The sequence below is a fragment of the Allostreptomyces psammosilenae genome, assembly GCF_013407765.1.
In the GTDB taxonomy this organism is placed as follows: Bacteria; Actinomycetota; Actinomycetes; order Streptomycetales; family Streptomycetaceae; genus Allostreptomyces; species Allostreptomyces psammosilenae.
The window spans coordinates 2,805,947-2,828,885 of the sequence record NZ_JACBZD010000001.1; the positions used below are offsets into that span (position 1 = coordinate 2,805,947).

Below are 22,939 nucleotides of genomic sequence, written 5' to 3' on the forward strand. Positions count from 1 at the left end.
GCATGTTCCTGGCGAGAGTACGGAAGTTATCCACAGGCCCTCGCAACCTGCCCACACCCCACGCCTCAGAGCCTGCCCGTGACCAAGCTGTGGCCGCTGGAGCCACACTGGGGTTGCTGTGCCACGTGCCGCCGGGGTGCCAGTCAGGGCGTGGGGGCCGGCACCAGGCACGGAGTGGAAGCTGACGATGGAGGAGGCGAGCGTGCGGCCCGGTTGGGAGACACTCCCTCGAGCGGTGCGGCTGTGGGTGCAGGAACAAGCGGGTACGCAGGTGCTCGAGGCCCGTACCACTGCCGGCGGGCTGACCTCCGGGGTGGCCACACTGGCGTCGATGGCGGACGGGCAGCGTCTGTTCATCAAGGCAGCACGCGAGGACGACGACACGGCTGAGTTGTGTCGGGCCGAGGCGCGTGCGGCGTCCGCACTGCCGGTTGCAGTCCCGGCGCCGCGGCTACGGCGGCACGCGGAGATGGACGGCTGGACCGTGCTGGTCTTCGACGCCGTGGACGGCCGACACCCGAGCCTGGCGCCGAGCTCCCTGGACCTCCCCGTCGTGCTGTCCACGGTAGCCGGCCTCAGCGACCTGCTCACGCCCTGCCCGCTCCAGCAAGCGCCCGCAGTCGGAGACGATCTCGCCGCTGACTTCACCGGGTGGCAGCACATCGCCTCCACTCCGCCCAGCGACCTCGATCCATGGGCGCAGCGGCATCTCGAGCAGCTTGTCGAACTCGAGCAGCAGTCCCTCCTCGCCCTGGACGGCTCGACGATGCTGCACACCGACCTACGCGCGGACAACCTGCTGGTCAGCGGTGACCAGGCCTGGATCGTGGACTGGTCCTGGGCCGTGCGCGGAGCGGCGTGGCTGGACGCGGCCTTCCTCCTGCCCCAGCTGGTGCTCGCCGGCCACACGGCGGCGTCGGCCGAGACCGCGATGCGTGCGATCCCGGCCTGGCGGGAGGCCGACTCGACGGCGATCACCGCATTCGCCGCAGGTCTAACAGGCCTGTGGGAGGCCGGCTCCCGCAACCCCACTAGCCCGTCGGCGCTCCGGGCTTACCGCAGGCGCGCTGCAGCCGCTGGCCGAGCCTGGCTCCGCCACCGCAATCCAGTCTGGGGAGGACGCAGGGCCCTCACCGGAAGGTGGCGATGAGGCCCCTGCCACCCTTGCCGTGCGTGGGTGGCTCTTTACGCCGTAGAGACCCACTCAGGGGGAAGGCCGGCCCGCCGCGTCCTCCCTCCAGGCTCGCAGGCCATTGACGGGCACAGGGCTGACGAGGTTCGGCGTCAGGGCATTGATGCCGGGACAGGGCCCCGCACGCCTGCGGAGTAGGCGGTGAAGTGGGCGAGCGCTGCGCGTCGGACCTGGTCGTCCTGCCGGAATCGCCCATGCGGCACCAGGTCGATCACGTGCTCGGCGACCAGCGCGGTCAGACCGCGGCGCAGCACCGAGTGCAGGGCGGGCGTGGGCTCGTAGCCGAGCCAGTCGTGCCCTGCCTCGCCGGTGGGTGCCTGGACGAGGACAGCGACTGCCTCGCTCACGGTCATGTGGGACTGGTGGGTGAGCAGGCTGGTGGCGAGGAGGGCGACGGAGCGCTCGGCGGCGGTGGTGTCGAGGCTGTGCCGGCGCGGATCCCCGGCGAGGAAGACGTGACCGGTGGTCAGGGCATTGAGGACCAGTCGCAGTCGGAAGGTCGTCGTGTTGAGGAAGACGTCGGTCCCGTGCTCGGGCACGGGGCGGACGGTGATGTCGCCGGTCTGGGTGGGGGAGTATCCCTCCAGTGCCAGGGCTCGGTCGACGTCGTGGTCGGAGGCGGCCAGCTTGTTCTCGTATCGCACCTCCGTGTCCAGGCCGAGGCCGTGCCGGTGATGCAGCGCGATGACCGCCCGCGTCAGTCCCGGGAGGTTGACCGGCTGGGTCGCGGGGTGGACGAGGAGGAGGTCCAGGTCGGAGGTGGAGTTGGCATGGCCGGTTGCGTGGGAGCCGTAGGCAATGGCGTAGCCGCCAAGCGGTGTGTACGCGGCGGCGACGGCTGCGGCGTCGTCGAGCAGCGGCAGGCGCGCGGTGGTCATCGCGTCGCCTCCGAACGCTGGAAGTGGATCAGGTGGACGCCGGTGGGGGAGTGCACGGTGCCGTCCGGCCGGCGGTGGGTGACGATGTAGGCCGCGGCGACGAAGCCGTCCACGGACTGCTCGGCGGGAGTGGTCAGAGACATGGTCCAGCTGTCCTTTCAACCGTTGACGCGGGTGAGGGTGGTCAGGCGAGGCCCGTGGTGTGCTCGTGCAGCGCACCGAGGCGCACCACCTCGTCCACCAGCTCCGTCAGGTGCTGGTGGGTGGTGCGGGCGTTTCCGCCGATGAACCGCAGGGGCCACAGCACCGCGCCGCGGGCGACCACGCCGGTGTCGTCCGGGAGGGCGAACTGGTGCAGGTACCAGCGCCCACCGGCCAGCAGGTCGGCGTGGATTCGGCGGTTGATCTCACCGATCCGGTCGACGTCCGGCCGGGTCGGGTCGTGGCCGGCCGGGAGGTAGCAGAAGACCACAGCGGTCATGTCCGGCTCGGCCAGCCGCAGCAGCCGTGCGTGGGCGTCGACCAGGGCGGTGAAGGCGGCGGTTCGCTCCAGACGGGACTCTGCGAGGGCGGCCAGGCCGCTGCGGCCGGCGGCGCGCATCATCCCCCACACCCGCAGGGACTCCCAGGCGCGAGAACCGACGAACGGGGTGACCTGCCCGAACGCGAAGGGCTCGCGCATGATCAGGTCGCTGTGCGTGGTGATGGTGCGCAGCACCCCGGGGTCGCGGACCAGCAGGGCGGCCACGGCATAGGGAATGTCGAGGACCTTGTGGGCATCCACCGTGACGGAGTCGTACTCGGCGATTCCGGTGATCTTGGGGCGCAGCCGGTCGGTGAGCGCGCACAGCAGGCCCCAGCACGCGTCCGCGTGCAGCCACGCTTCGGGGGCCTCGGTGCGGGCGATGTCGGCGACGGCGTCGAGGCGCTCCACGGTGTGGGTGCGGGAATCGCCGGCGTAGGCGACCACGCCCATGATCCGGCCCCGATGGTGGCGCAGGGCTTGGCGCAGCGCGGGCAGGTTGTAGCGGTAGTGGTCGGTGGGCACTTCGATCAGGTGGGTGCCGCAGCCGACCCACGCCGCGGAGGCCTTCACCGAGTAGTGGCCGATGCCCGCCGGCACGACCAGGCCGTGCCCTTCGGGGTCACGAACGCCCGTGCGCATGGTGTCGGGGGCGGTGTGCTCGCGAGCGAGCAGCATCGCGGCCGCGTTGGCGCCCGTGCCGCCGGCAGTGATGATCCCGCCGACCTGCCACACTCCGTTCACCTGGTCCAGGGGCGGGTTGCGGTAGCCGAGCAGGTCACGGAGCCATCGGAGCACCGAGACCTCGGCGAAGGTGGCCGCGGGAGAATCGAAGGACTGGTTGATCATGTTCTGCTGCGTCAACAGCCCCATCAGCCCGCCGGCGAGTGCCGCGATGTTGGCCCCCGTGTCCCCGAATCCCAGGAATCGGGGAGCCGCCTCGTTCTTCGCGTGCGGCAGGAGGCGCGCCACCATCTCCTCCACCACCGCGGCAGCCCCCAGAGTCTGCTGGGGAAGGTCGTCGACCAGGGCGTCCCGCAGTTGCTCCGGCCGAAGCCGGAGACCGGCAAAGACCTCCTCCCCCAGCTTGAAATCCACCCCCGCTTCCAGGACCCGCGCCAGCAGCGCCAGGACCTCCGTCCGGTTCTCCGGCGTCAGCACCGCCCCCAAGGGGCCAACCGGCCGCTCCGAAGCGGCAGCGGAGCGCGGCGTTGGAACGTCGGAGAGCAAGCGGATCGCGTCCATCAGGGCATCCCTCCAGACCAGGTGGTCTCCTGCGCAGCCCTGGCATCCAAGGGCCGCACCATGAGGAAACCGCCTGGTCCGCCCGCTGAGGACGGCCTCGGACGCACCGCGCACACCCCGTGCGGATCCCGCACACCCTGTGCAACCGCGCGCCTCTGCCGCGCCCGCCCACGGCGCCCCTACCGTGAGCAATCTCCCAGCCCGCCGGAGAACTGATGCCGCCTGAACCCACCCCACCGCAGCCGGCCCTCCTGCGACCGGTAGACGTCGGGGCGGTCATCCGCGGCGCACGCGCCGCCGCGCGCCTCACCCAGCGCCAGCTCGGCCAGCGCTGCGGTTACTCCGCCTCCGCGATCAGCCGCATCGAGTCTGGCGACACGCACCCCAACTGGGACACCCTCCGTCGGATCGCCCACGCACTGGACATCCCCGCCACCGACCTGGGCCTCCCCACCCCGCCCCTCGGCCCGCCACCACCCACGACACGGCCGCGCCCCACCGCCAGCCCACCGACGAGGATTAAGGTGGCCAGCGGACTGGCCGCCCCCCGGCAGCAGGAGGACGACGTGCGACGCAGGAACCTACTGGCGGGCGCCCTCGGTATCAGCGCCGCCCACCTCCTGCCCCACCCCGCCTCCGCCGCGTCCCAGCCAACAACCACTAGCTCAGCGACCGCCCTGGAACACGTCCTGTTCCAACCCACCCCGACCGAGCCGCTCCCCCTCCAGCGGCTCGTCGCCGCGCTGACCGCCGCACGCGCCGACTTCCGCGCCGCCCGCTACGCCGACTTCGCAGCCCACCTGCCCGCCCTCATCGCGGCCGCGGAGTCCACCCGCGCGGCCGCCCCGCACGGCCGAACCCGCGAGCAGGCCGCCGCCTGCGTCGCCCGCGCCTACGTCCTGGCCACCGAACTGGCCATCAAATCGCACGCGGACCTCGCCTGGGCCACCGCCGACCGCGCCCTGACCGCGGCCCGCGCCAGCGCCCAGACCGCCCCGATCGCCGAAGCCGCCCGCGTCCTGGCCATCACCATGCGGCGCGCCGGGCGCCCCAACAGCGCCGTCGACCTCCTCGTCCACACCGCCACCACCATCGCCCCCGACCACGGCAACCCCCACCCCGCAGACCTCGCCGCCCGCACCACCCTCCTCCTCACCGCCGCCTACAGCGCAGCCGCCGCCGGCGACCGCACCGCCGCCCTCACCCTCGCCGACGAAGCCGAGCAGACCACCCACCGCATCCCGAGAGGCCGGCAACCCGACCTCTACGCCGTCGAGGCCACCCCCGCCCAATGCGACCTGTACCGCATCGGCATCCACACCACCCTCGGCACCCCCGACGAAGCCGTCCCCCACGCCACCCACCTCACCCCCGCCGACTTCCCCACCATCGAACGCCGCGCCAGATTCCACACCGACACCGCCCGCATGTGGCACGCACTCGGCGACCCCACCCGCACTCTCGCCGCCCTTCGCGCCATCGAGCGTGACGCACCCGAAGAAGTCCGCCGGCCTTCCATCCAGGCGCTGACCGCGAACCTCCTCTATGCCCCTACGAGCCTCCCTGGCCTCAAGGAATTCGCCCACCGAACCGGCGCGCTTCCCGCGTGACGGACCGGCGGTTGGGGCGCGCCCCAAAACAGCAGCGCCTCCCCGGGCGCGTCGCCGTTTCAGGGGACGCGCCCGGGGAGGCCGGGCGGCGGATGGGTCAGCTGGAGCAGGACAGCACGGTCACGCCGGGCGTGTCCGCCCCGATGGTCTGGATCCTCGGTCCGACCGGGACGCTGATCGGTCCGAGCGGCCCGTTACCGGTGACCAGCGCCTCGATCGTGACGGTGGCGGTCACGGAGGTCGAGACGGTGACCGCCGCGCCGTGGCCGCTCGGGCAGGGCACGGAGGTGAGTTCGAGCGGCTGGCCTTCGGTGAGGGTGGTGGCGACCACCCTCAGCGTGACGTCGGTGGCCTCGGGCGTCGAGACGCACAGGTCGTCGATACACGCCTCGACCGGGACCACGGCGGGGAGGTTCACCGGGCCGACGGTGAGGGTGGCGGTGTGGGGTTCGGCGGCGGCGGGGGAGGCGAGTGCCAGGAGCAGTGGTGCGGTGGTAGCGGTGATCACGGCGACGTCGCGGAGCGTGCGTCGTGTGCGCTGCATCAAGTCTCCTCCGGCGGGGGCATTTGACATGCCCTCATCTGATGGGGTCGCGCCGCGGAGAATCCTCGGTGGCGGCCCGGCCGCTGTCCATAGCCGCCGACGATTTCAGACTTTTTGCGGATAACCCAGGCGACTGGGAGGGCGCCGTGCTAGGCACGCTCCGCCGCTGGGGGGACGGACGCGCGCGGGGAGGGGTCTGCCGACCAGCCGGATGCATGGGGGCGGGGGTGGTGGTTATCCACAGGCGGTTTTTGGGGGCTGCGCTCCGTTACCACCCGATGGGATCATGGAAATAGGGGGACCCCCCTGCGCTGGTGGTGGCGTGGCCGCCGGAGTTGAGGTGCTCTTGCCACGCCGTCACACGAAGCCCGCTGGGGCGCGGCAATGTCGGGCACACGCGCCGCCACGCCGCGCCATGTCGGTCTCACGCCATGCCGCGCCAGGCCATGTGGGTCCCACGCCTTCCCGCGGCAGGGCCGGGGTCCTGGCCGGCGCCGCCGCGGGTTTGCCCAGGCGGCGCTGCCGGGGCCCGTCCGTCCCGGCGGGGGCCCGCGGCGCGGCGGTGCCGCGCCGGAGGCTCACCGGCCCGCCGCCCTCCGGCGGCCGGGGTCAGCCGGCGCAGCGTAGGGCGGGGGTGGGGAACTCGCGGGTGGTGGCCCAGGCGGCGGTGAGGCGTTCGGTGAGGACGTCGACCACGGCCCGGTGGTCGCCCAGCGGGGCGGCCACGGCGTCGGCGCCGGCGGCGGCCAGGCGGTCGGCGAACAGCCCGGGGGCGAGCAGCCAGGACGCCACCGACACCCGGCGGGCGCCGGCCTCGCGCAGCCGCGCGACGGCTTCCGGGACGGACGGCGTGGCGGTGGCGGCGTAGCCGACCGGGACGGGCCGGCCCAGCCGGCGGCCCAGGCCGTCGGCCACCGAGGCGACCTCGGCCAGCGCGGAGTGGTCGGAGGAACCGGCGGCGGCCAGCACCACGGCGTCACGGGGGCGGGCGCCGGCCTCGCGGAGCCGGTCCCGCAGGGTGCGCAGCAGCAGCGGGTGGGGGCCGATGGCGTCGGCGACGACGGCGGTGCCACCGTGGGCGTCGGTCGCCCCGGAGACTGCCCCGGAGACTGAATCGCCGACGACCGGCACAGCCCCGACGGGCACGCCCTCGCCGGGCACGGCGCCACCGGCACTACCCACGGCAGCGGTAGCAGGGGCGGCACCGGCGGCGATGCGGCGGCCGGCCAGGGCGAGTTGCTCGGGGATGTCCACCCGGACGTGGTAGCCGGAGGCCAGGAAGGCCGGCAGGACGACGACCGGGCCGGGCACGTCGGCCAGCGCCTCCGGGATCGTCGGGCCGTGCACGTCGACGTAGGCCACCCGCCACGGCAGTCCGTGGCGCTCGCCGACGGCCCGGGCCAGCGCCTCGGCGACCGGGGCGCCGCCGGGGTGGCGGGTGCCGTGCGCGACCAGCAGCACGGTGGGGCGGGAGGGTATGGAGCGGCGGCCGGCGCCGAGGCGGGCCGGGGGGAAGAGCGCGGTCGTCATCCGGTGTCTCCCCGTTCGTGGGTGATGTCGGTCTCGGCCCCGGGCGCGGGGACGGCGGCCCGGGCCGGGGTGGTGGCGGGGGCGGCGGGCGGGGCGGCGCAGTCGCCGGTGTCCAGGGCGAGCCGGTACCCGCGCTTGACCACCGTCTGGACGACGCGCGGGGCGCCCAGCGCGGCCCGCAGCCGCGCCACCGCCGCCTCCACGGCGTGCTCGTCGTAGCCGCCGCCGGGCAGCACGGCCAGCAGTTCGGAGCGCGGCACGACCCGGCCCGGCGTGCGGGCCAGCTCGCGCAGCACGGCCATCGGGCCGGGCGGGACGGGGCGGGGCGCGCCGTCCACCAGGCAGACGGTGCCGCGCACCTCCAGCCAGTGGCCGCCGACCGGCAGCCGGGCGGCGGTCCGCGGCAGGACCTCCACGACGTGCCGGACCAGCGCGCCGATGCGGAACCGTTCCGGCCAGGTGGTGTGGATCCGCCGGGCCAGCAGCGGGGCCGCGGTGACCGGGCCGACGCAGAGCACCTCGGTGCGGGTGCGCAGCGCCTCCTCCAGCTCCTGCTCCCGCCCGAGTTCGCGGGCGCGCAGCAGCAGCCCGGAGGCGGCCGGGGCGCTGGTGAAGGTGACGGCGCTGACCGAGCCGGCGATGACGGCGTCGATCAGCCGGTCCAGCGGTCCGGTGTCGGCCGGCCCGATCCACCGGTACACCGGGACGGGCAGCACCTGGGCGCCGGCGGCGCGCAGCGCCCCGAGGAAGTCGGGGAGCGGTTCGCCGTGCATCTGCACGGCGATCCGGCGGCCGGCGAGGTCCTCGCCGAGGAGGCGGTCCAGCACCTCGGCGGAGGACTCCGATGCCGGCGACCACTCCTCGGTCAGTCCGGCGGCGCGGATGGCGCCGCGCGCCTTGGGGCCGCGGGCCAGCAGGGTGGCGCCGCCGAGGGCGGCGCGCAGGGCCTCGCCGTCGCCCCAGCCGTCGGCGGCCTCCATCCAGCCGCGGAAGCCGATGCCGGTGGTGGCGACCACGGTGTCCGGCGGGTCGGCGATCAGGGCGCGGGTGGCGGCGTGCAGTTCGGCGTCGTGGGCGAGCGGGACGATGCGCAGCGCCGGGGCGCGCAGCACGTCGGCGCCGCGGCGCTCCAGCAGCGCGATGAGCTCGTCGGCGCGGCGCGCGGCGGTGACGGCCACGGTGAAGCCGGTCAGTGGGCCGCACTGGGCGGCTGCGGTCGACTCGGCGGCGGCGGCCGACTCGGCGGTGGCGGCCGAGTCCGTGGCGGCGGCGGCCGACTCGGCGGCCGCCGGCTCCGCGGCGGGGGTGGCGTTCGCGCCGGCGCTGGCGGCGTCGGCGTTCGCGTTCGTGGCGTTGGCGGCGTTCATGGCGGCGTGGTCCTCGTGCGCGGTGGGGGCCGGTGACGTGTGGGCCGAATCGGAACCTGCGGTGGATGGCCTTGCGGACACGGTTGCCTCCCAGGGGACGCCGGGTGCCCGGCGGAGTGGCCCCTGCTCCTCGCGACGTCGCCCCGCACGGCGTCGGGCCGGGGACGGCCGCGGCGCGGGAGGGCCCAGCGGGCCACGGGCCGCGCGGGCCGCACTGACCGCACAGACCCACCGGGGCTGTTGTGAGGAAGTGTCCCGCATTCTCCCCTCGGACCGCGAGGCGTGCCCGCCCCGCCCCGGCCGGCGGGGCGGGCACGGGTCACCTGGTGGCGGCCCGAACCAGCGGACGGTTCGGGCGAGCCGACGGGCGGCCCCGGTCGGCTCACGCCGACGGGACGGCTCTGCTGCTCGGCTGGACGGCGATCCGCACGGCCCCCTCGACGACCTCGATGGGGTAGACCGGCAGGCTGACCGCCGGGTCGTCCAGGCACTGGCCGGTCTCCAGGGAGAAGACCTGCTTCAGCAGCGGGGTGGCCACGGTGGGCACCCCGGCCCGGTCGCCGACGATGCCGTGGGCCATGACGGGCGCGCCCCAGAACGGGTCGATGTTGCCGAGCGCGTAGAGGGCGTCGTCCTGCAGGCGGAAGATCGCCACCTGGGCGCCGTCCGGCAGCAGGGCGGCGCGGCCCTGCTCGGGGGCGAGGTCGGCCAGGGAGCAGACGGTGATCCAGCCGGTCGCGTCGTCCGTCCCGTGGGTGGTCTCGGGAGAGGTGATGGTCATGCGTGGGCTGCCTTCCGGGCTCAGCGGGTGGTGACGGAGGTGGCGGACGGGGCGGGCGTGGCGGCCGGTGCGGACGGGGCGGTGGCGGCCGGGACGCCGATCGACGGCATGCCGAGGGCGACCGGGCGCGGCGCGGTGGGCACCGGCTGCTCCCGCTCGACGGTGAAGCTGATCGTCGGGTCGGGGGTCTCCGGGGCGTTGACGAACGAGGTGAAGCGGGCCAGCTTCTCCGGGTCCTGGAGCACCCCGTTCCACTCGTCGGTGTAGTCGGCGATGTGCTTGGCCATGGCCTCCTCCAGGTCGGCGCAGATGCCGAGGGAGTCGTCCACGATCACCGAGCGCAGGTGGTCCAGGCCGCCGTCCATGGCCTCGATCCAGGCGGCGGTGCGCTGGAGGCGGTCCGCGGTGCGGATGTAGAACATCAGGAAGCGGTCGATGACCTTGATCAGCGTGGCGTGGTCGGCGTCGGCGAGCAGCAGTTCGGCGTGGCGGGGGGTGAAGCCGCCGTTGCCGCCGACGTAGAGGTTCCAGCCCTTCTCGGTGGCGATGATGCCGAAGTCCTTGCCGCGGGCCTCGGCGCACTCCCGGGCGCAGCCGGAGACGCCGGCCTTGATCTTGTGCGGGGAGCGCAGGCCGCGGTAGCGCAGCTCCAGCTCGACGGCGAGGCCGACGGAGTCCTGCACGCCGTAGCGGCACCAGGTGGAGCCGACGCAGGACTTCACGGTGCGCAGCGACTTGCCGTAGGCGTGGCCGGACTCGAAGCCGGCGTCGACCAGGCGCTTCCAAATCTTCGGCAGCTGCTCCAGGCGGGCGCCGAACAGGTCGATCCGCTGGCCGCCGGTGATCTTGGTGTAGAGGCCGAAGTCGCGGGCGACCTCGCCGATCACGATCAGCTTCTCCGGGGTGATCTCGCCGCCGGGGATGCGCGGCACCACCGAGTAGGTGCCGTTGCGCTGCATGTTGGCCAGGAAGCGGTCGTTGGTGTCCTGGAGGGAGGCCTGCTCGCCCTGGAGGATGTGGCCGTTGCCCTGGGAGGCCAGGATGGAGGCGACCGCCGGCTTGCAGACGTCGCAGCCGCGTCCGCGCCCGTAGCGGGCGACCAGCTCGGAGAAGGTGGTGATGCGGGTGGCGGCGACGATCTCGAACAGTTCGCTGCGGGACTGGTCGAAGTGCTCGCACAGCGCCTTGGAGACGGCGACGCCGGAGGCGGCCAGCAGCTGCTTGAGCGCCGGCACGCAGGAGCCGCAGGAGGTGCCGGCCTTGGTGCAGGCCTTGATGGCCGGCACGTCGGCGGCGCCCTCGTGGATGGCGGTGCAGATGGCGCCCTTGGTGACGGCGTTGCACGAGCAGATCTGGGCGCTGTCCGGCAGCGAGGCGACGCCGATGCCGCCGCCCTCGCCGCCGGCGCCCTCGGGGGCGAGCAGCACGGCCGGGTCGGCGGGCAGTTCGCTGCCGATGAGCGGGCGCAGCAGCGCGTACTTCGAGGTGTCGCCGACCAGGATGCCGCCGAGCAGGGTGCGGGCGTCGTCGGAGACGACCAGCTTGGAGTAGGTGCCCTTCACCGGGTCGTTGAGCACGACCTCCAGGGCGCCGGGGGTGGTGGCCTTGGCGTCGCCGAAGCTGGCCACGTCCACGCCGAGCAGCTTGAGCTTGGTGGAGGTGTCGGCGCCGGGGAAGACGGCCTCGCCGCCGAGCAGGCGGTCGGCGACCACCTCGGCCATGGCGTTGCCCGGGCCGACCAGACCGAGGACCCGGCCCTCGATGCAGGCGACCTCGCCGACGGCCCAGATGTGCTCGTCCTCGGTGCGGCAGGCCAGGTCGACGACGACGCCGCCGCGCTCGCCGACGGCCAGGCCGGCGTCGCGGGCGAGCTGGTCGCGGGGGCGGACGCCGGCGGAGAAGACCACCAGGTCGGTGGGGATGCGGGTGCCGTCGGCGAGGGTGACGGCGACGGCGCGGCCGTCCTCCACCTCCACGCCGCCCACGCCGGTGCCGCAGTGGATCTCGACGCCAAGCTCGCTGATCATGCGGCCGAGCAGGGCGCCGCCGCCCTCGTCGATCTGCATCGGCATCAGCCACGGCGCCATCTCGATGACGTGCGGGGTGAGGCCGAGCAGGCGGAGCGCGTTGGCGGCCTCCAGGCCGAGCAGGCCGCCGCCGATGACCACGCCGTGGCCGGTGCCGCCGGCGGCCGCGGCCTGGGCGGCGGCGCGGATGGCGTCGAGGTCCTCCAGGGTGCGGTAGACGAAGCACCCCTCGGCGTCGTGGCCGGGCAGCGGCGGGACGAACGGGTAGGAGCCGGTGGCCAGGACCAGCGCGTCGTAGCCCAGGGTCTCGCCGGTGGAGGTGGTGACGGTGCGTCCGGCCCGGTCGATGGCGGTGGCGGTCACGCCGAGCCGCAGGTCGACGGCGTCGTCCAGGTCGGGCAGGCGGAGCGCGGCCTCGTCGGCGCCGTCGAAGTAGGAGGAGAGCGCGACGCGGTCGTAGGCGGGGCGGGGCTCCTCGGAGAGCACGGTGACGTTCCACTGCCCGTCGGTGTCCCGGGAGCGCAGCGCCTCGACGAGGCGGTGGCCGACCATGCCGTGGCCGGCGACCACCAGGTGGCGGGGGGCCTCGGATCGGGAGTTGGGGTGCTCGGTCATGCGAATCCTCCAGCGATGGCCGGTACCGGAACGGGAGCGGCGGGGTGGTTCGGGGCGTCGTCGTCGGCGTCGTTGCCGCTCGTCGAGGGGGTGGGGGTGGCGTCGGTGCCGTCGGTCTCGGCCAGCCAGGCGGCGATCTTCTCGACGGCCGGGCGGCAGCCGCCGCAGCCGGTCGCGGCACGGGTGGCGCTGCACAGCTGGTCGGCGGAGGTCTCGCCGGCCTTCCAGGCGGCGCACAGCGCGGCCTTGGTGACGGTGTTGCAGCGGCAGACCAGCGCGGAGTCGTCCATCTGGGCGGGGCTGTCGGCGCCGGCGGCGCCGGCCGGCAGGGCCCGGCCGAGGAGGAGGGCGAGGCGGTCGGCGGGGGCCGGGGCGCCGCGGTCGTACAGCTGCACCAGGCCGGCGGCGGCGTCCGGGACGCCGAGCATGATGGCGCCGGTGACCTGGTCGTCGCGGAGCACCAGCTTGGCGTACCGCTCGCGGCTGGGGTCCTCCAGGCGGACCACCTCGTACTCGCCGTCGTCCTCGGCGTGCGGGTCGCCGAGGCAGGCCAGGTCGATGCCCTTGGCCTTGAGCCGGGTCACCGGGGAGCTGCCGCGGTAGCGGGCCTTGGGGTCGGTGCCGGTGAGCCGGTCGGCGAGGACGGCGGCCTGCTCCCAGCCGGGCTGGACGAGTCCGGGCGGGGAGTCGGGGTGGCGGGCGCAGTCGCCGATGGCGGCGACGGCCGGGTCGGAGGTGGCCAGCCGGTCGTCGATGACGATGCCGCCCTCCACCCGCAGGCCGGCCTCGCTGGCCAGTCGGGTCTCCGGGGCGGCGCCGGTGGACAGCAGCACGCCGGTGCAGTGCAGCTCGTGGCCGTCGTCGAGGGTGAGCACGCCGCGGGCGGCGTCCCAGGCGGTGGCCAGGGCGCCGAGCCGCAGCCGGACGCCGACCCGCTCCAGCGAGCGGGCGAGCACCCGGCCGGCGCCGGGGTCGAGCTGGCGGTCCATGACGTGGCCGGCGGGGTGCACGACGGTGACCGGAACGCCGCGGGAGGCGAGGGCGCGGGCGGCCTCCAGGCCGAGCACGCCGCCGCCCATCACCGCGATGCCGCCGTGCTCGGCCGCGGCGCGGTCGACCAGGGCGGCGAGGCGCCGGCAGTCGTCGAGGGTGCGCAGGACGGTGACGCCCTCCCCCGGCGTTCCGTCGGCGGCGCGCACGCCGGGCACCGGCGGCACGATGGCGTTGGCGCCGGTGGCCAGCACGAGCGTGTCGTAGCGCAGGGTCTGGCCGTCGTCGCAGGTGACGGTGCGGGCGGTCCGGTCGATGGAGACGGCGGCCACGCCGGTGCGGACGTCGGTGTGGTGGGTGCGGGCCCAGTCCTCGGGGTGCAGGGCGATGTCGTCCTCGGCCATGGTGCCGGCGACGACGGACGGCAGCAGCACCCGGTTGTAGGCGGGGCCGGGCTCGGCGCCGACCACGGTGAGCTGGACGCTGGCGGCGAACGGGTCGCGGCGGCGCACCTCCTCGGCGAGCCGGGCGCCGACCATGCCGTTGCCGACGACGACGACGCGGACCGGCTCGGGGCGGGCCGCCGGGGCCGGGGGCGTCACCTGGTGGGAGAGCCTGCCGTGCCGGGGGAACTGCCGTACGGTCATGACGCCTCCTGCGTCTCGTCGGTGCGCGGGGGCGGCCCGGCCGGCTCCAGCCGGACGGCGCTCACCTTGAACTCGGGCATCCGGCTGACCGGGTCCAGGGCCGGGTTGGTCAGCGCGTTGGCGGCCTGCTCGCCGGGGAAGTGGAACGGCAGGAACACGGTGTCCAGCCGCATGGACTCCACGTAGCGGACCCGGGCGAGGGTGGCGCCGCGGCGGGAGACCACCCGGGCGTGCGCGCCCTCCGCCAGGCCGGCGCGGCGGGCGGTGTCCGGGTGGACCTCGACGAAGGCCTCCGGCGCGGCGGCGGCCAGCTCCGGCACCCGCCGGGTCTGCGCCCCGGACTGGTAGTGCTGGAGCAGCCGGCCGGTGGTGGCGTACAGCGGGTGCTCGGCGTCCGGCAGCTCGGCCGCGTCGCGGTGTTCCACCACCAGGAAGCGGGCCCGGCCGTCGGGGTGGGCGAAGCGGTCCAGGAACAGCCGGGGCGTGCCGGGGTGGACGCCGCCGCCCCCCGCGCCCTCGGCGCCCTCCGTGCCCTCGGCGCCCTCCGTGCTGCCGGTGCTGCCGGTGCTGCCGGTGCCGGTGCCGGCCGCGGGCACCGGCCAGTGCAGGGCCTCGCCGGCCTCCAGGCGCTCCACCTCGACGCCCGAGTAGTCGGCGATGCCGCCGGCCGAGGCGCGGCGCAGCTCGGCCAGCACCTCGTCCGGGTCGGTGGGGAAGTCCTCGGCCGGCCGGCCCAGCCGGGTGGCCAGGCCCGCCAGCACCTCCAGGTCGGTGCGGACGCCCTCGGGGGGCAGCTGGGCGCGGCGGCGGCGCAGCACCCGGCCCTCCAGGTTGGTCATGGTGCCGGACTCCTCCGCCCACTGGGCGACGGGCAGCACCACGTCGGCCATCCGGGCGGTCTCGGAGAGCACGAAGTCGGCGACGACCAGCAGGTCGAGGGCGGCCAGCCGCTCGGCGACCTGGCCGCTGCGCGGGGCGGAGACCACCGGGTTGGAGCCGAAGACCAGCAGGGCGGCGGGGCCGCCCTGGGTGCCCAGGGCCTGGAGCAGCTCGGTGGCGCTGCGGCCCGGCCCGGGCAGCGAGGCCGGATCCACGCCCCACACCCCGGCGACGTGCGCGCGGGCCGCGTCGTCGCTGATCGAGCGGTAGCCGGGGAGCTGGTCGGCCTTCTGGCCGTGCTCGCGCCCGCCCTGCCCGTTGCCCTGGCCGGTCAGGCAGCCGTAGCCGGAGCCGGGGCGGCCGGGTAGGCCGAGCGCGAGGGCGAGGTTGATCCAGGCGGCGACGGTGTCCACGCCCTTGGCGTGCTGTTCGGCGCCGCGCCCGGTGAGGATGTGCGCGCGGCGGGCGGTGGCCAGGGCGTGCACGGCCTGGCGCATGTCGGCGACGGCGACACCGGTGAGCCGCTCCACCCGCTCCGGCCACCAGCTGGCCACGGAGCGCCGGACGGCGTCCCAGCCGGTGGTGCGGCGCTCCCGGTACGCGCGGCGGCGCTCGGTGTCGAGGTAGCCGTCGACGAGCGCGAGGTGGAGCAGGCCGAGGGCGAGCGCCAGGTCGGTGCCGGGGGCGGGCGCCAGGTGGATGCCGCCGGCGGCCAGGGCGGCCTCGGCGGTGGCGGTGCGGCGGGGGTCGACGACGACCAGCCGCGGGTGGCTGAGGTGCCCCATCAGCGGGGGCATGGTCTCGGCCGGGTTGGCGCCGACCAGCACCACCACGTCGGAGGTGTCCAGGTCGGTGACCGGGAACGGCAGGCCGCGGTCCAGGCCGAAGGCCCGGTTGCCGGCGGCGGCGGCCGAGGACATGCAGAACCGGCCGTTGTAGTCGATCTGCGAGGTGCCCAGCGCCACCCGGGCGAACTTGCCGAGGGCGTAGGCCTTCTCGTTGGTCAGGCCGCCGCTGCCGAAGACGGCGACGGAGTCGGCGCCGCGCTCGGCGCGCAGCGCGCCCAGCCGGCCGGCGACCAGGTCGAGGGCCTCGTCCCACCCGGCCGGCCGCAGCTCGCCGCCCTTGGTGTCGCGCACCAGCGGGGTGGTGAGCCGGTCGGGGGCGGTGAGGACCGTCGCGGAGGTCCAGCCCTTCTGGCACAGCCCGCCGCGGTTGGTGGGGAACTGCCGGGGGGTGACGGTCAGCGTGGGGCGGTCGCCGGGGCGCGCGGCCGGGTTCGGCGTGAGCGTCATCGCGCACTGGAGGGCGCAGTAGGGGCAGTGCGTGTCGGTGGCGGCCTGGGCCTCCCGGGCCCCGGCGCCGGCGTGCGGCGCCGGCGCCGGGGCGGGCCGGGTGGGGGCGGTCACGGTCAGACCACCTCGTGGGCGGCGGGCGCCTGGGCCGGGACGGCGCTGCCGCCGGCGGTGCCGGACGAGGGGCGGCGCAGGTAGACCACGCTGGTCACCACGATGCAGGCCACGTAGTAGACCAGGAAGGCGGCGATGGCGCCGGTGGCGTCGCCGAACTGGTTGTAGGACTCCCGGAAGGTGAGGTTGATCAGCATGCCGCCCAGGGCGCCGACGGCCCCGGCGATGCCGATCACCGCGCCGGAGCGGCGGCGGCCCTCGGCCCGGGCGGCGGCGGGGTCGGCGCCGGCGCCGATGGCGCTCTCGGCGCGGGCCGCGTAGATGCCCGGGATCATCTTGTAGGTGGAGCCGTTGCCGATGCCGGTGAGGACGAACACCACGATGAAGCCGGCGATGAAGACCGGCAGCGAGTCGACGAAGGACGCCGCCAGCACCACGCCGGTGCCGGCCACCATCGCGACGAAGGTCCACAGGGTGACCCGGGCGCCGCCGAACCGGTCGGCCAGCGAGCCGCCCAGCGGGCGGGAGAACGAGCCGAGCAGCGGGCCGAGGAAGGTCAGCGAGGCCGCCTGGAGCGGCGTGCGGCCGAAGTCGTTCTGCAGCACCAGGCCGAAGGCGAAGCCGAAGCCGATGAAGGAGCCGAAGGTGCCGATGTACAGGAAGGAGATCAGCCAGCAGTGCCGGTCGCGCAGCACGGCCCGGTAGGAGGAGTAGTTGGTGCGGGCCGCGACCAGGTTGTCCATGTAGCGCCAGGCCAGGAAACCGGCCAGCAGCACGAACGGCAGGAAGATGACCGGCACGATCTCCGGGTAGGCGGTGCCGGCGACGGCGATCACCAGCAGGCCGACCAGCTGCACCACGGCGACGCCCAGGTTGCCGGCGCCGGCGTTCAGGCCGAGCGCCCAGCCCTTCTCCCGCTCGGGGAAGAACTGGTTGATGTTGGTCATCGAGGAGGCGAAGTTGCCGCCGCCGATGCCGGCGAGCACGGCGACCAGGGTGAACGCCCACAGCGGGGCGTCCGGGTTGCGCACCATCAGGGCGGCGGCGACGGTCGGCACCAGCAGGGACAGCGCGCTGAAGACCGTCCAGTTGCGTCCGCCGAAGCGGGCGACGGCGAAGCTGTACGGCAGCCGCAGCACGGCGCCGACCAGCGTGACCATGGAGACCAGCAGGAACTTGTCGTCCGGGGTGACGGAGAAGCCGTTCTCCGCCGTCATGAACAGGACCAGGACGGACCACAGGCTCCACACGGCGAAGCCGAAGTGCTCGGCGACGACGGAGTGGTAGAGGTTGCGTCGGGCGATTCGGCGCCCGGTGGACTCCCAGAACTCGGGGTCCTCGGGCTCCCAGTCGGCGATCCAGCGAGAGCCGCGACGCTGCGACTCCACCGTGACCGGTGAGGTGGCCGGCTCGGCGGCCAGGCGGCCGCCTTCCGGGGTAACGCTGTCCGTCGACGTCATGTCGTCGGCCTCCTCGGGTCTGGCGTCGGTGGCTTTCGACGCTAAGGACCCGGGATTACCTGACCGTGTCGGCGCGTAACGCGGGAGCAACATGTAACTCATCCACGCGCCCGTCCCCGTGTGAGGAGCCGGCGGCCGTGACATGCCGTAGCCACCGCGTAGCAGAACCGCAACGCGGGCGTACCACGCGCCGGTCAGCGGCCGCCGGAGGTCATCACACCGTCAACAGCACCTTGCCGACGGCCTCGCCGCGCTCCAGCAGGGCGTGCGCGCCGGCCGCCTCGGCCAGCGGGAAGGTCCGGGAGACGACCGGCTTCAGGCGGCCGTCGGCGATCAGCGGCCAGACGTGCTCGCGCACCGCGGCCACGATCGCCGCCTTCTCCTCCGGGGGGCGCGAGCGCAGCGAGGTCGCGGCGACCACGGCGCGCTTCATCAGCAGCTTGGACAGGTCCAGTTCGGCGACCCGGCCGCCCTGCATGCCGATCACCACCAGCCGGCCGCCGAAGTTCAGCGCCTCGATGTTCCGCTCCAGGTACTTGGCGCCGATGATGTCCAGGACGACGTCGGCCCCGGCCCCGCCGGTCTCCTCCCGCACCCGCTCCGGGAAGTCCTCCGTGCGGTAGTTGATCAGGATGTCGGCGCCGAGCTCCCCGCAGCGCTGGAGCTTCTCCGGGCTGCCGGCGGTGACCGCGACGGTGGCGCCGACCGCCTTGCCCAGCTGGATCGCCGTGGTGCCGATCCCGCTGGCGCCGCCGTGCACCAGCAGCGTCTCCCCGGGGCGCAGCGCCGCCAGCATGAACACGTTGGACCACACCGTGCAGACGGTCTCCGGCAGGGCGGCGGCCTCGACCAGGTCCAGGCCCTCCGGGACCGGCAGCAGCTGCCCCGCCGGCACCGCCACCCGCTCGGCGTAGCCACCGCCAGTGAGCAGCGCGCACACCCGCTCGCCCACCGACCAGCCGCTGACCTCGGGGCCGACGGAGGCGATGGTTCCGGATACCTCCAGCCCCATGATCGGCGACCCGCCGCGCGGCACCGGGTACAGCCCCTGGCGCTGCAGCAGGTCGGCGCGGTTCACCCCGGCCGCGGCCACCTCGACGACCACCTCGTCCGGCGCCGGCACCGGATCGGGCGCCGTGCCGAGCACCAGGGCGTCGGCGGCGGGGCGTTCCTGACCGGGGATGTCCTTGATCGTGACAGCTCGCATGCCGCCATTGTTTCCCCGGCCACGCCGGCTGACCCGTCCGGCGCCACCGCCTGGGCTAGCCCTCGGCGCGCTGGACGGTGATGAGGCGGTCGGCGGCCTGCAGGGCGCCGAGTTCGGCGTCGTCGTAGTTGAGCAGGCGGTGGCCGCGGAGCACGGCGACGACCAGGTCGGGCAGCTCCCGGGGCGCCTTGCCCACCTCGGCCTTGACCACCGGGCGCTCCATCAGGTCCAGGCCCTGGCCGTAGGAGAGCAGGTCCTCCATGACCCGGCCGACGTGCGGGGAGAGCATCGACAGGCCGAGCAGCCGGCCGGCCGCGCTGGAGCTGGTGACGACCGTGGTGGCGCCGGACTGCCGCAGCAGCGGCACGTTCTCCTCCTCGCGTACCGCCACCACCACGGTGGCCCGCTTGTTGAGCTGCCGGGCGGTGAGGGTGACCAGCACGGCGGTGTCGTCGCGGTGCGCCGTCACCACGACCTGGCGGGCCCGCTGCACCTCGGCGCGGCGCAGCACCTCGCTGCGGGTGGCGTCGCCGACCACGCCGACCAGGCCGTCGGAGTTCGCCCCCTCGATCACCCGCGGGTCCGGGTCCACCACCACGATCTCCTCGTGCGGCACGCCACGGCTGACCAGCGTCTGCACGGCCGAGCGGCCCTTGGTGCCGTAGCCGACGATGACGGTGTGCTCGCGCAACGAGGACCTCCAGCGGGAGAGTCGGAACTGCTCCCGGGTGCGTTCGGTCAGCACCTCCAGGGTGGTGCCGACCAGGATGATCAGGAAGAGCACCCGCGCGGGGGTGACGATGAAGATGTTGACCAGCCGGGCGGCCTCGGAGGCGGGGGTGATGTCGCCGTAGCCGGTGGTGGAGAGGGTGACCGTGGAGTAGTAGAGAGCGTCGACGAAGGTCAGCGAGCCGCCGGCGTTGTCGTTGTAGCCGTCGCGGTCGAGCCAGACGATTATCGTCGTGAACAGCAGCACCCCTATGGCCATGGCCAGTCGGCGGACCACCTGCCGCAGCGGCCCCGGGCTGATCCTGGGGATGACGATCTGCGAGGACTGCTCCACCCGGTGGCCGTGGAAGGTGACCGCCTCGGGGCTGGTGTCCTCGGCGCCGAAGAAGCCGAGCCGGGCCATCCGGCCCAGCGCGCCGGCCCGGCGCCGCAGCCGGGTCTCCTCCTCGTGCTCCTCCAGGCGGGCCCGTTTCGGTGGCGGGAGGGGGCCCGGTTCGGGTCTGCTGCCCGTGGTCTCGGGTCTGCTGCCCGGCATCAGGTCGGCACCTCCATGATCTCCACGACGTCTCCCCGGCGCGCGCCGGGCGCCGGGACCACGGCGAGCCCGTCTGCGGTCGCCAGCCCACGAAGCATGCCAGGGCCGGTGTGCTCGACGGGCGCCGCCCCCCACTCGGAGAGCACCACCGGCAGCAGCCGGGTGTCGTGCGGGTGGCCGGGCAGGTCGGCGGCGGCCTCGGCGGGGAAGGAGCCGGGCTCCGGGCTGCCGGCGAGGGCGCGCAGCAGCGGCGCCAGCAGGGTGACCACCCCGGCGACGGCGGCCAGCGGATTGCCCGGCAGGCCGACCAGGTGCCGGGTGGGGGCTGGGGTGCCGGGGGTTGGGATGCCTTCTCCTTGGGTCCCGCGGGCTTGGGTGCCGCCGGCTTGGGTGCCGCCGGCTTGGGTGTCCGGGCCCCGGCCGGGCAGGCGGGCCAGCAGCATCGGGTGGCCCGGGCGCACCATCACCTCGTCCACCACCAGTCGTCCGCCGACCAGCTCCAGCGCGCGGTGCACGTGGTCCACCGGGCCGCTGGCCGTGCCGCCGGTGGTGACCACCACGTCGGCCGTCGCCTCCTCCAGCGCGGCGCGCAACGCCGGCAGGTCGTCGCCCACCACGCGGCAGCCGGTCACCCGCGCGCCGAGCCGCTCCAGCCAGGGCGGCAGCATCGGGCCGAGGGCGTCCCGGACGCGCCCGCCGCGCGGCAGGCCGTCGGTGAGGAGCTCGTCGCCGAGGACGAGCAACTGCACGGTGGGGCGGGGATGGGCCGGCAGCGCGTCGTACCCGGCGGCGGCGGCCAGGCCGACCAGCGCGGGCGTGATCGGCGTGCCGGAGGGGACCAGCTCGTCCCCCGTGCGGCACTCCAGGCCGCGCGGCCGGACGTCCCGGCCCGGGGCGAGCACGGCGTCCGGCGTGGGGGTGAGCACCGGCCCGGCGCCCGGCCGCGGGCCGGGGGCGGTGCTGCCGTGCTCGCGGCGCAGCACCGCGGTCGCGCCGACGGGCATCCGGGCGCCGGTGGCGATGCCCACGGCCTGGCCGGGGCCGAGGTGCTCCGGCGGCGGGCTGCCGGCGAGCACCTGCCCGACCACCGTCCACGGGCCGTCACCGACCACCGCCCAGCCGTCCATGGCGGCGGCGTCGAACGGCGGCAGGTCGGTGAGCGCCATCAGCGGGCGGGCCAGCACGTGCCCGACGGCAGCGGTCAGCGGCAGGTCGTCCCGGATCGGCAGCGGGGCGACGGCCGCCGCCAGCCGCCGGGCCTCGTCGAAGGAGCACCGGCGGGCCGGATGGCTCGGCGCCGGGGAGTCGGGCGCCTGGGGGGCGGGCTGCTGGGAGTCCGGCCCGTGGGAGGCGGGCCCCTGGGAGTCGGCAGGGGCGGGGGCGTCCCCGGCCGCGGCTCCCGGACTCACCGCGGCTCGCCCTCGCCGGGGCCGGGGCGCTCGCCGGGGCCGGGGCGCTCACCGAACTCCTCGACCAGCCGCTCCACGCGCCGGGTCAGCTCGGCGAAGTCCACCGCCGCCGCGCCGCCCTCCACGGACCCTGCGTCGGCGTCGGCGGCCTTGGCCTTGGCCTCGGCCTCGGCCTTGGCGAGCGCGTAGCCGACGAGGAAGGTGGTCAGCGGGGCGGCGGGGCGGGCCACTCCGTGCGCCGCGACCTTGGCGAGGTCCAGCACCCCCGGGATGTCCACCTCGAGTTCCTCGATGGCGAGGGCCTTCTTGGCGTTATCGGTCCAGTTCTCCAACACGCCACCATGGTGGCCGATGCGCCGGCCTTCCCCCGCGCCGCGCCACGCCCGGGCGGCCCGCAGGTCCTCCCAGGTGTCGCAGTCGAGGACGGCGCGGCCGGGCGCGGGGACACGGCGCACCGCGAGGTGGGCGGTGAGCGCGCGCAGCGGGGCCCCGGCGAGGCCGTCGGGGCGGGCCGCCGCCGTCCGGGCCAGGGCCCGACGCAGCGCGGGTGCGTCGTAGAGGGCGGTCAGCGGCTGGTCGCGGCCGTCCGCGTCGGTGAAGAGCACGGCGTCGACGCCCGGCGGGCACGGCTCGGCCAGCAGCAGGCGGAGCGCGGCGGCGTCCAGTTCGGGGAGGTCGGCCGCCAGCAGCACGACCCGCGGCGCGTCGGCCAGCTCCAGGCCGGCGGCCAGGGCGGCGACCGGGCCGGCGAGCGGCGGATCCTCCCGGGTCCACCGCACCGGGTCGGCGGTGGGGCGGCGCGGCCCGACGACGACCACGCGTCGCGCGCCGGCGGCCCGCGCGGCGCCGACCACCCGGTCCAGCATGGGGGTGCCGCCGACGGTGAGCGCCGGCTTGTCCACCCCGCCGAGCCGGCGCGCCGCCCCACCGGCCAGCACCACCGCGTCCCAGTCCGCCTCGCCTGCCATGGCGCCATTGTCCGCCTCGCGCGGGGCGTTGCGGCGCACGCCGGACCCCGGTTCATTCGGGTCCGGTGCCCGACTGTTCCGGGCGGGTAGCGGCGGGCAGGTCCGGAGGACCCCCAGGGGCGCGGGCGCGCACCGGGGCCGGCCCGTGAGCCGAGAGGCACGGCGGGGCAGACAGAGGGAAGGGCGGGCACCGCAACGGGGCGGCACGCCCAGCGACGGCTGACACCACACCCGGGACGGGAAGACCTGGGGAGCCAGCCACTCCAGGCTGGTCCCCAACCCCCCGTAGGGGGGTCGCGAGACCCCCTTCTTCAGGATCCCACGCGGGGTCAACCGGCCACAGCCCCCCTTTTTCACCTGTGGACAACTCGATCGGACAACACGGTGGAGGTGC

Annotated in this window: 17 protein-coding genes; 2 read left to right on the top strand and 15 right to left on the bottom strand. The window is 75.2% G+C overall.

The window, feature by feature from the left end; genetic code table 11:
- Nucleotides 1–187: 187 nt before the first annotated feature.
- Complete coding sequence (locus tag FHU37_RS11460; RefSeq protein WP_179814093.1) at nt 188–1,150, top strand: phosphotransferase; 963 nt, start codon at nt 188–190, stop codon at nt 1,148–1,150.
- A gap of 134 nt (nt 1,151–1,284) precedes the next feature.
- Here the strand turns inward: FHU37_RS11460 and FHU37_RS11465 are convergent, their stop codons facing one another.
- From FHU37_RS11465 to FHU37_RS11475, 3 genes are read right to left on the bottom strand one after another with little or no spacing between them, the layout of a single operon-like run.
- The gene (locus FHU37_RS11465; RefSeq protein WP_179814094.1) at nt 1,285–2,070 is read right to left on the bottom strand and encodes a nucleotidyltransferase domain-containing protein; all 786 of its coding nucleotides are present in this window, start codon (nt 2,068–2,070) and stop codon (nt 1,285–1,287) included.
- The gene (locus FHU37_RS11470; RefSeq protein WP_179814095.1) at nt 2,067–2,213 is read right to left on the bottom strand and encodes a hypothetical protein; all 147 of its coding nucleotides are present in this window, start codon (nt 2,211–2,213) and stop codon (nt 2,067–2,069) included. The genes FHU37_RS11465 and FHU37_RS11470 overlap by 4 nt, the downstream gene beginning before the upstream one ends.
- A 41-nt stretch (nt 2,214–2,254) precedes the next feature.
- On the bottom strand, nt 2,255–3,754 hold the full coding sequence (locus FHU37_RS11475) for a pyridoxal phosphate-dependent decarboxylase family protein (protein WP_218904009.1): 1,500 nt from the start codon (nt 3,752–3,754) through the stop codon (nt 2,255–2,257).
- A gap of 299 nt (nt 3,755–4,053) precedes the next feature.
- On the opposite strand from FHU37_RS11475, the gene FHU37_RS11480 reads away from it, so the two are divergent.
- Nucleotides 4,054–5,448, top strand: coding sequence for a helix-turn-helix domain-containing protein (locus FHU37_RS11480; RefSeq protein ID WP_179814097.1), 1,395 nt, complete (start codon nt 4,054–4,056; stop codon nt 5,446–5,448).
- A gap of 97 nt (nt 5,449–5,545) precedes the next feature.
- On the opposite strand, the gene FHU37_RS11485 is transcribed toward FHU37_RS11480, so the two are convergent.
- The 12 genes from FHU37_RS11485 to FHU37_RS11540 form a co-directional block, all read right to left on the bottom strand.
- Nucleotides 5,546–5,992 (bottom strand): hypothetical protein, encoded by a 447-nt coding sequence (locus FHU37_RS11485; RefSeq protein WP_179814098.1) that lies wholly within the window; start codon nt 5,990–5,992, stop codon nt 5,546–5,548.
- A 609-nt stretch (nt 5,993–6,601) separates the two neighbouring features.
- The gene (locus FHU37_RS11490; protein ID WP_179814099.1) at nt 6,602–7,522 is read right to left on the bottom strand and encodes a sirohydrochlorin chelatase; all 921 of its coding nucleotides are present in this window, start codon (nt 7,520–7,522) and stop codon (nt 6,602–6,604) included.
- Entirely contained in the window at nt 7,519–8,889 is a 1,371-nt protein-coding gene (locus tag FHU37_RS11495) for a uroporphyrinogen-III synthase (RefSeq protein WP_179814100.1), read from the bottom strand. The genes FHU37_RS11490 and FHU37_RS11495 overlap by 4 nt, the downstream gene beginning before the upstream one ends.
- Nucleotides 8,890–9,271: 382 nt before the next feature.
- On the bottom strand, nt 9,272–9,670 hold the full coding sequence (nirD, locus tag FHU37_RS11500; RefSeq protein ID WP_179814101.1) for a nitrite reductase small subunit NirD: 399 nt from the start codon (nt 9,668–9,670) through the stop codon (nt 9,272–9,274).
- Between the two features lie 20 nt (nt 9,671–9,690).
- Entirely contained in the window at nt 9,691–12,312 is a 2,622-nt protein-coding gene (nirB, locus tag FHU37_RS11505) for a nitrite reductase large subunit NirB (protein WP_179814102.1), read from the bottom strand.
- Nucleotides 12,309–13,949, bottom strand: coding sequence for an FAD-dependent oxidoreductase (locus FHU37_RS11510; protein ID WP_179814103.1), 1,641 nt, complete (start codon nt 13,947–13,949; stop codon nt 12,309–12,311). Before FHU37_RS11510 ends, nirB begins: the two co-directional genes overlap by 4 nt.
- The gene (locus FHU37_RS11515; RefSeq protein WP_218904440.1) at nt 13,946–16,123 is read right to left on the bottom strand and encodes a molybdopterin oxidoreductase family protein; all 2,178 of its coding nucleotides are present in this window, start codon (nt 16,121–16,123) and stop codon (nt 13,946–13,948) included. Before FHU37_RS11515 ends, FHU37_RS11510 begins: the two co-directional genes overlap by 4 nt.
- A gap of 116 nt (nt 16,124–16,239) precedes the next feature.
- Nucleotides 16,240–17,697, bottom strand: coding sequence for an MFS transporter (locus tag FHU37_RS11520; protein ID WP_179814104.1), 1,458 nt, complete (start codon nt 17,695–17,697; stop codon nt 16,240–16,242).
- A 214-nt stretch (nt 17,698–17,911) separates the two neighbouring features.
- Entirely contained in the window at nt 17,912–18,904 is a 993-nt protein-coding gene (locus tag FHU37_RS11525) for an NAD(P)H-quinone oxidoreductase (protein ID WP_179814105.1), read from the bottom strand.
- 55 nt (nt 18,905–18,959) lie between these two features.
- Entirely contained in the window at nt 18,960–19,892 is a 933-nt protein-coding gene (locus FHU37_RS11530) for a potassium channel family protein (RefSeq protein ID WP_376774023.1), read from the bottom strand.
- Nucleotides 19,893–20,167: 275 nt separating this feature from the next.
- Nucleotides 20,168–21,577 (bottom strand): molybdopterin molybdotransferase MoeA, encoded by a 1,410-nt coding sequence (locus FHU37_RS11535; RefSeq protein WP_179814106.1) that lies wholly within the window; start codon nt 21,575–21,577, stop codon nt 20,168–20,170.
- Entirely contained in the window at nt 21,574–22,545 is a 972-nt protein-coding gene (locus FHU37_RS11540; RefSeq protein WP_179814107.1) for an NTP transferase domain-containing protein, read from the bottom strand. The genes FHU37_RS11535 and FHU37_RS11540 overlap by 4 nt, the downstream gene beginning before the upstream one ends.
- Between the last annotated feature and the right edge of the window lie 394 nt (nt 22,546–22,939).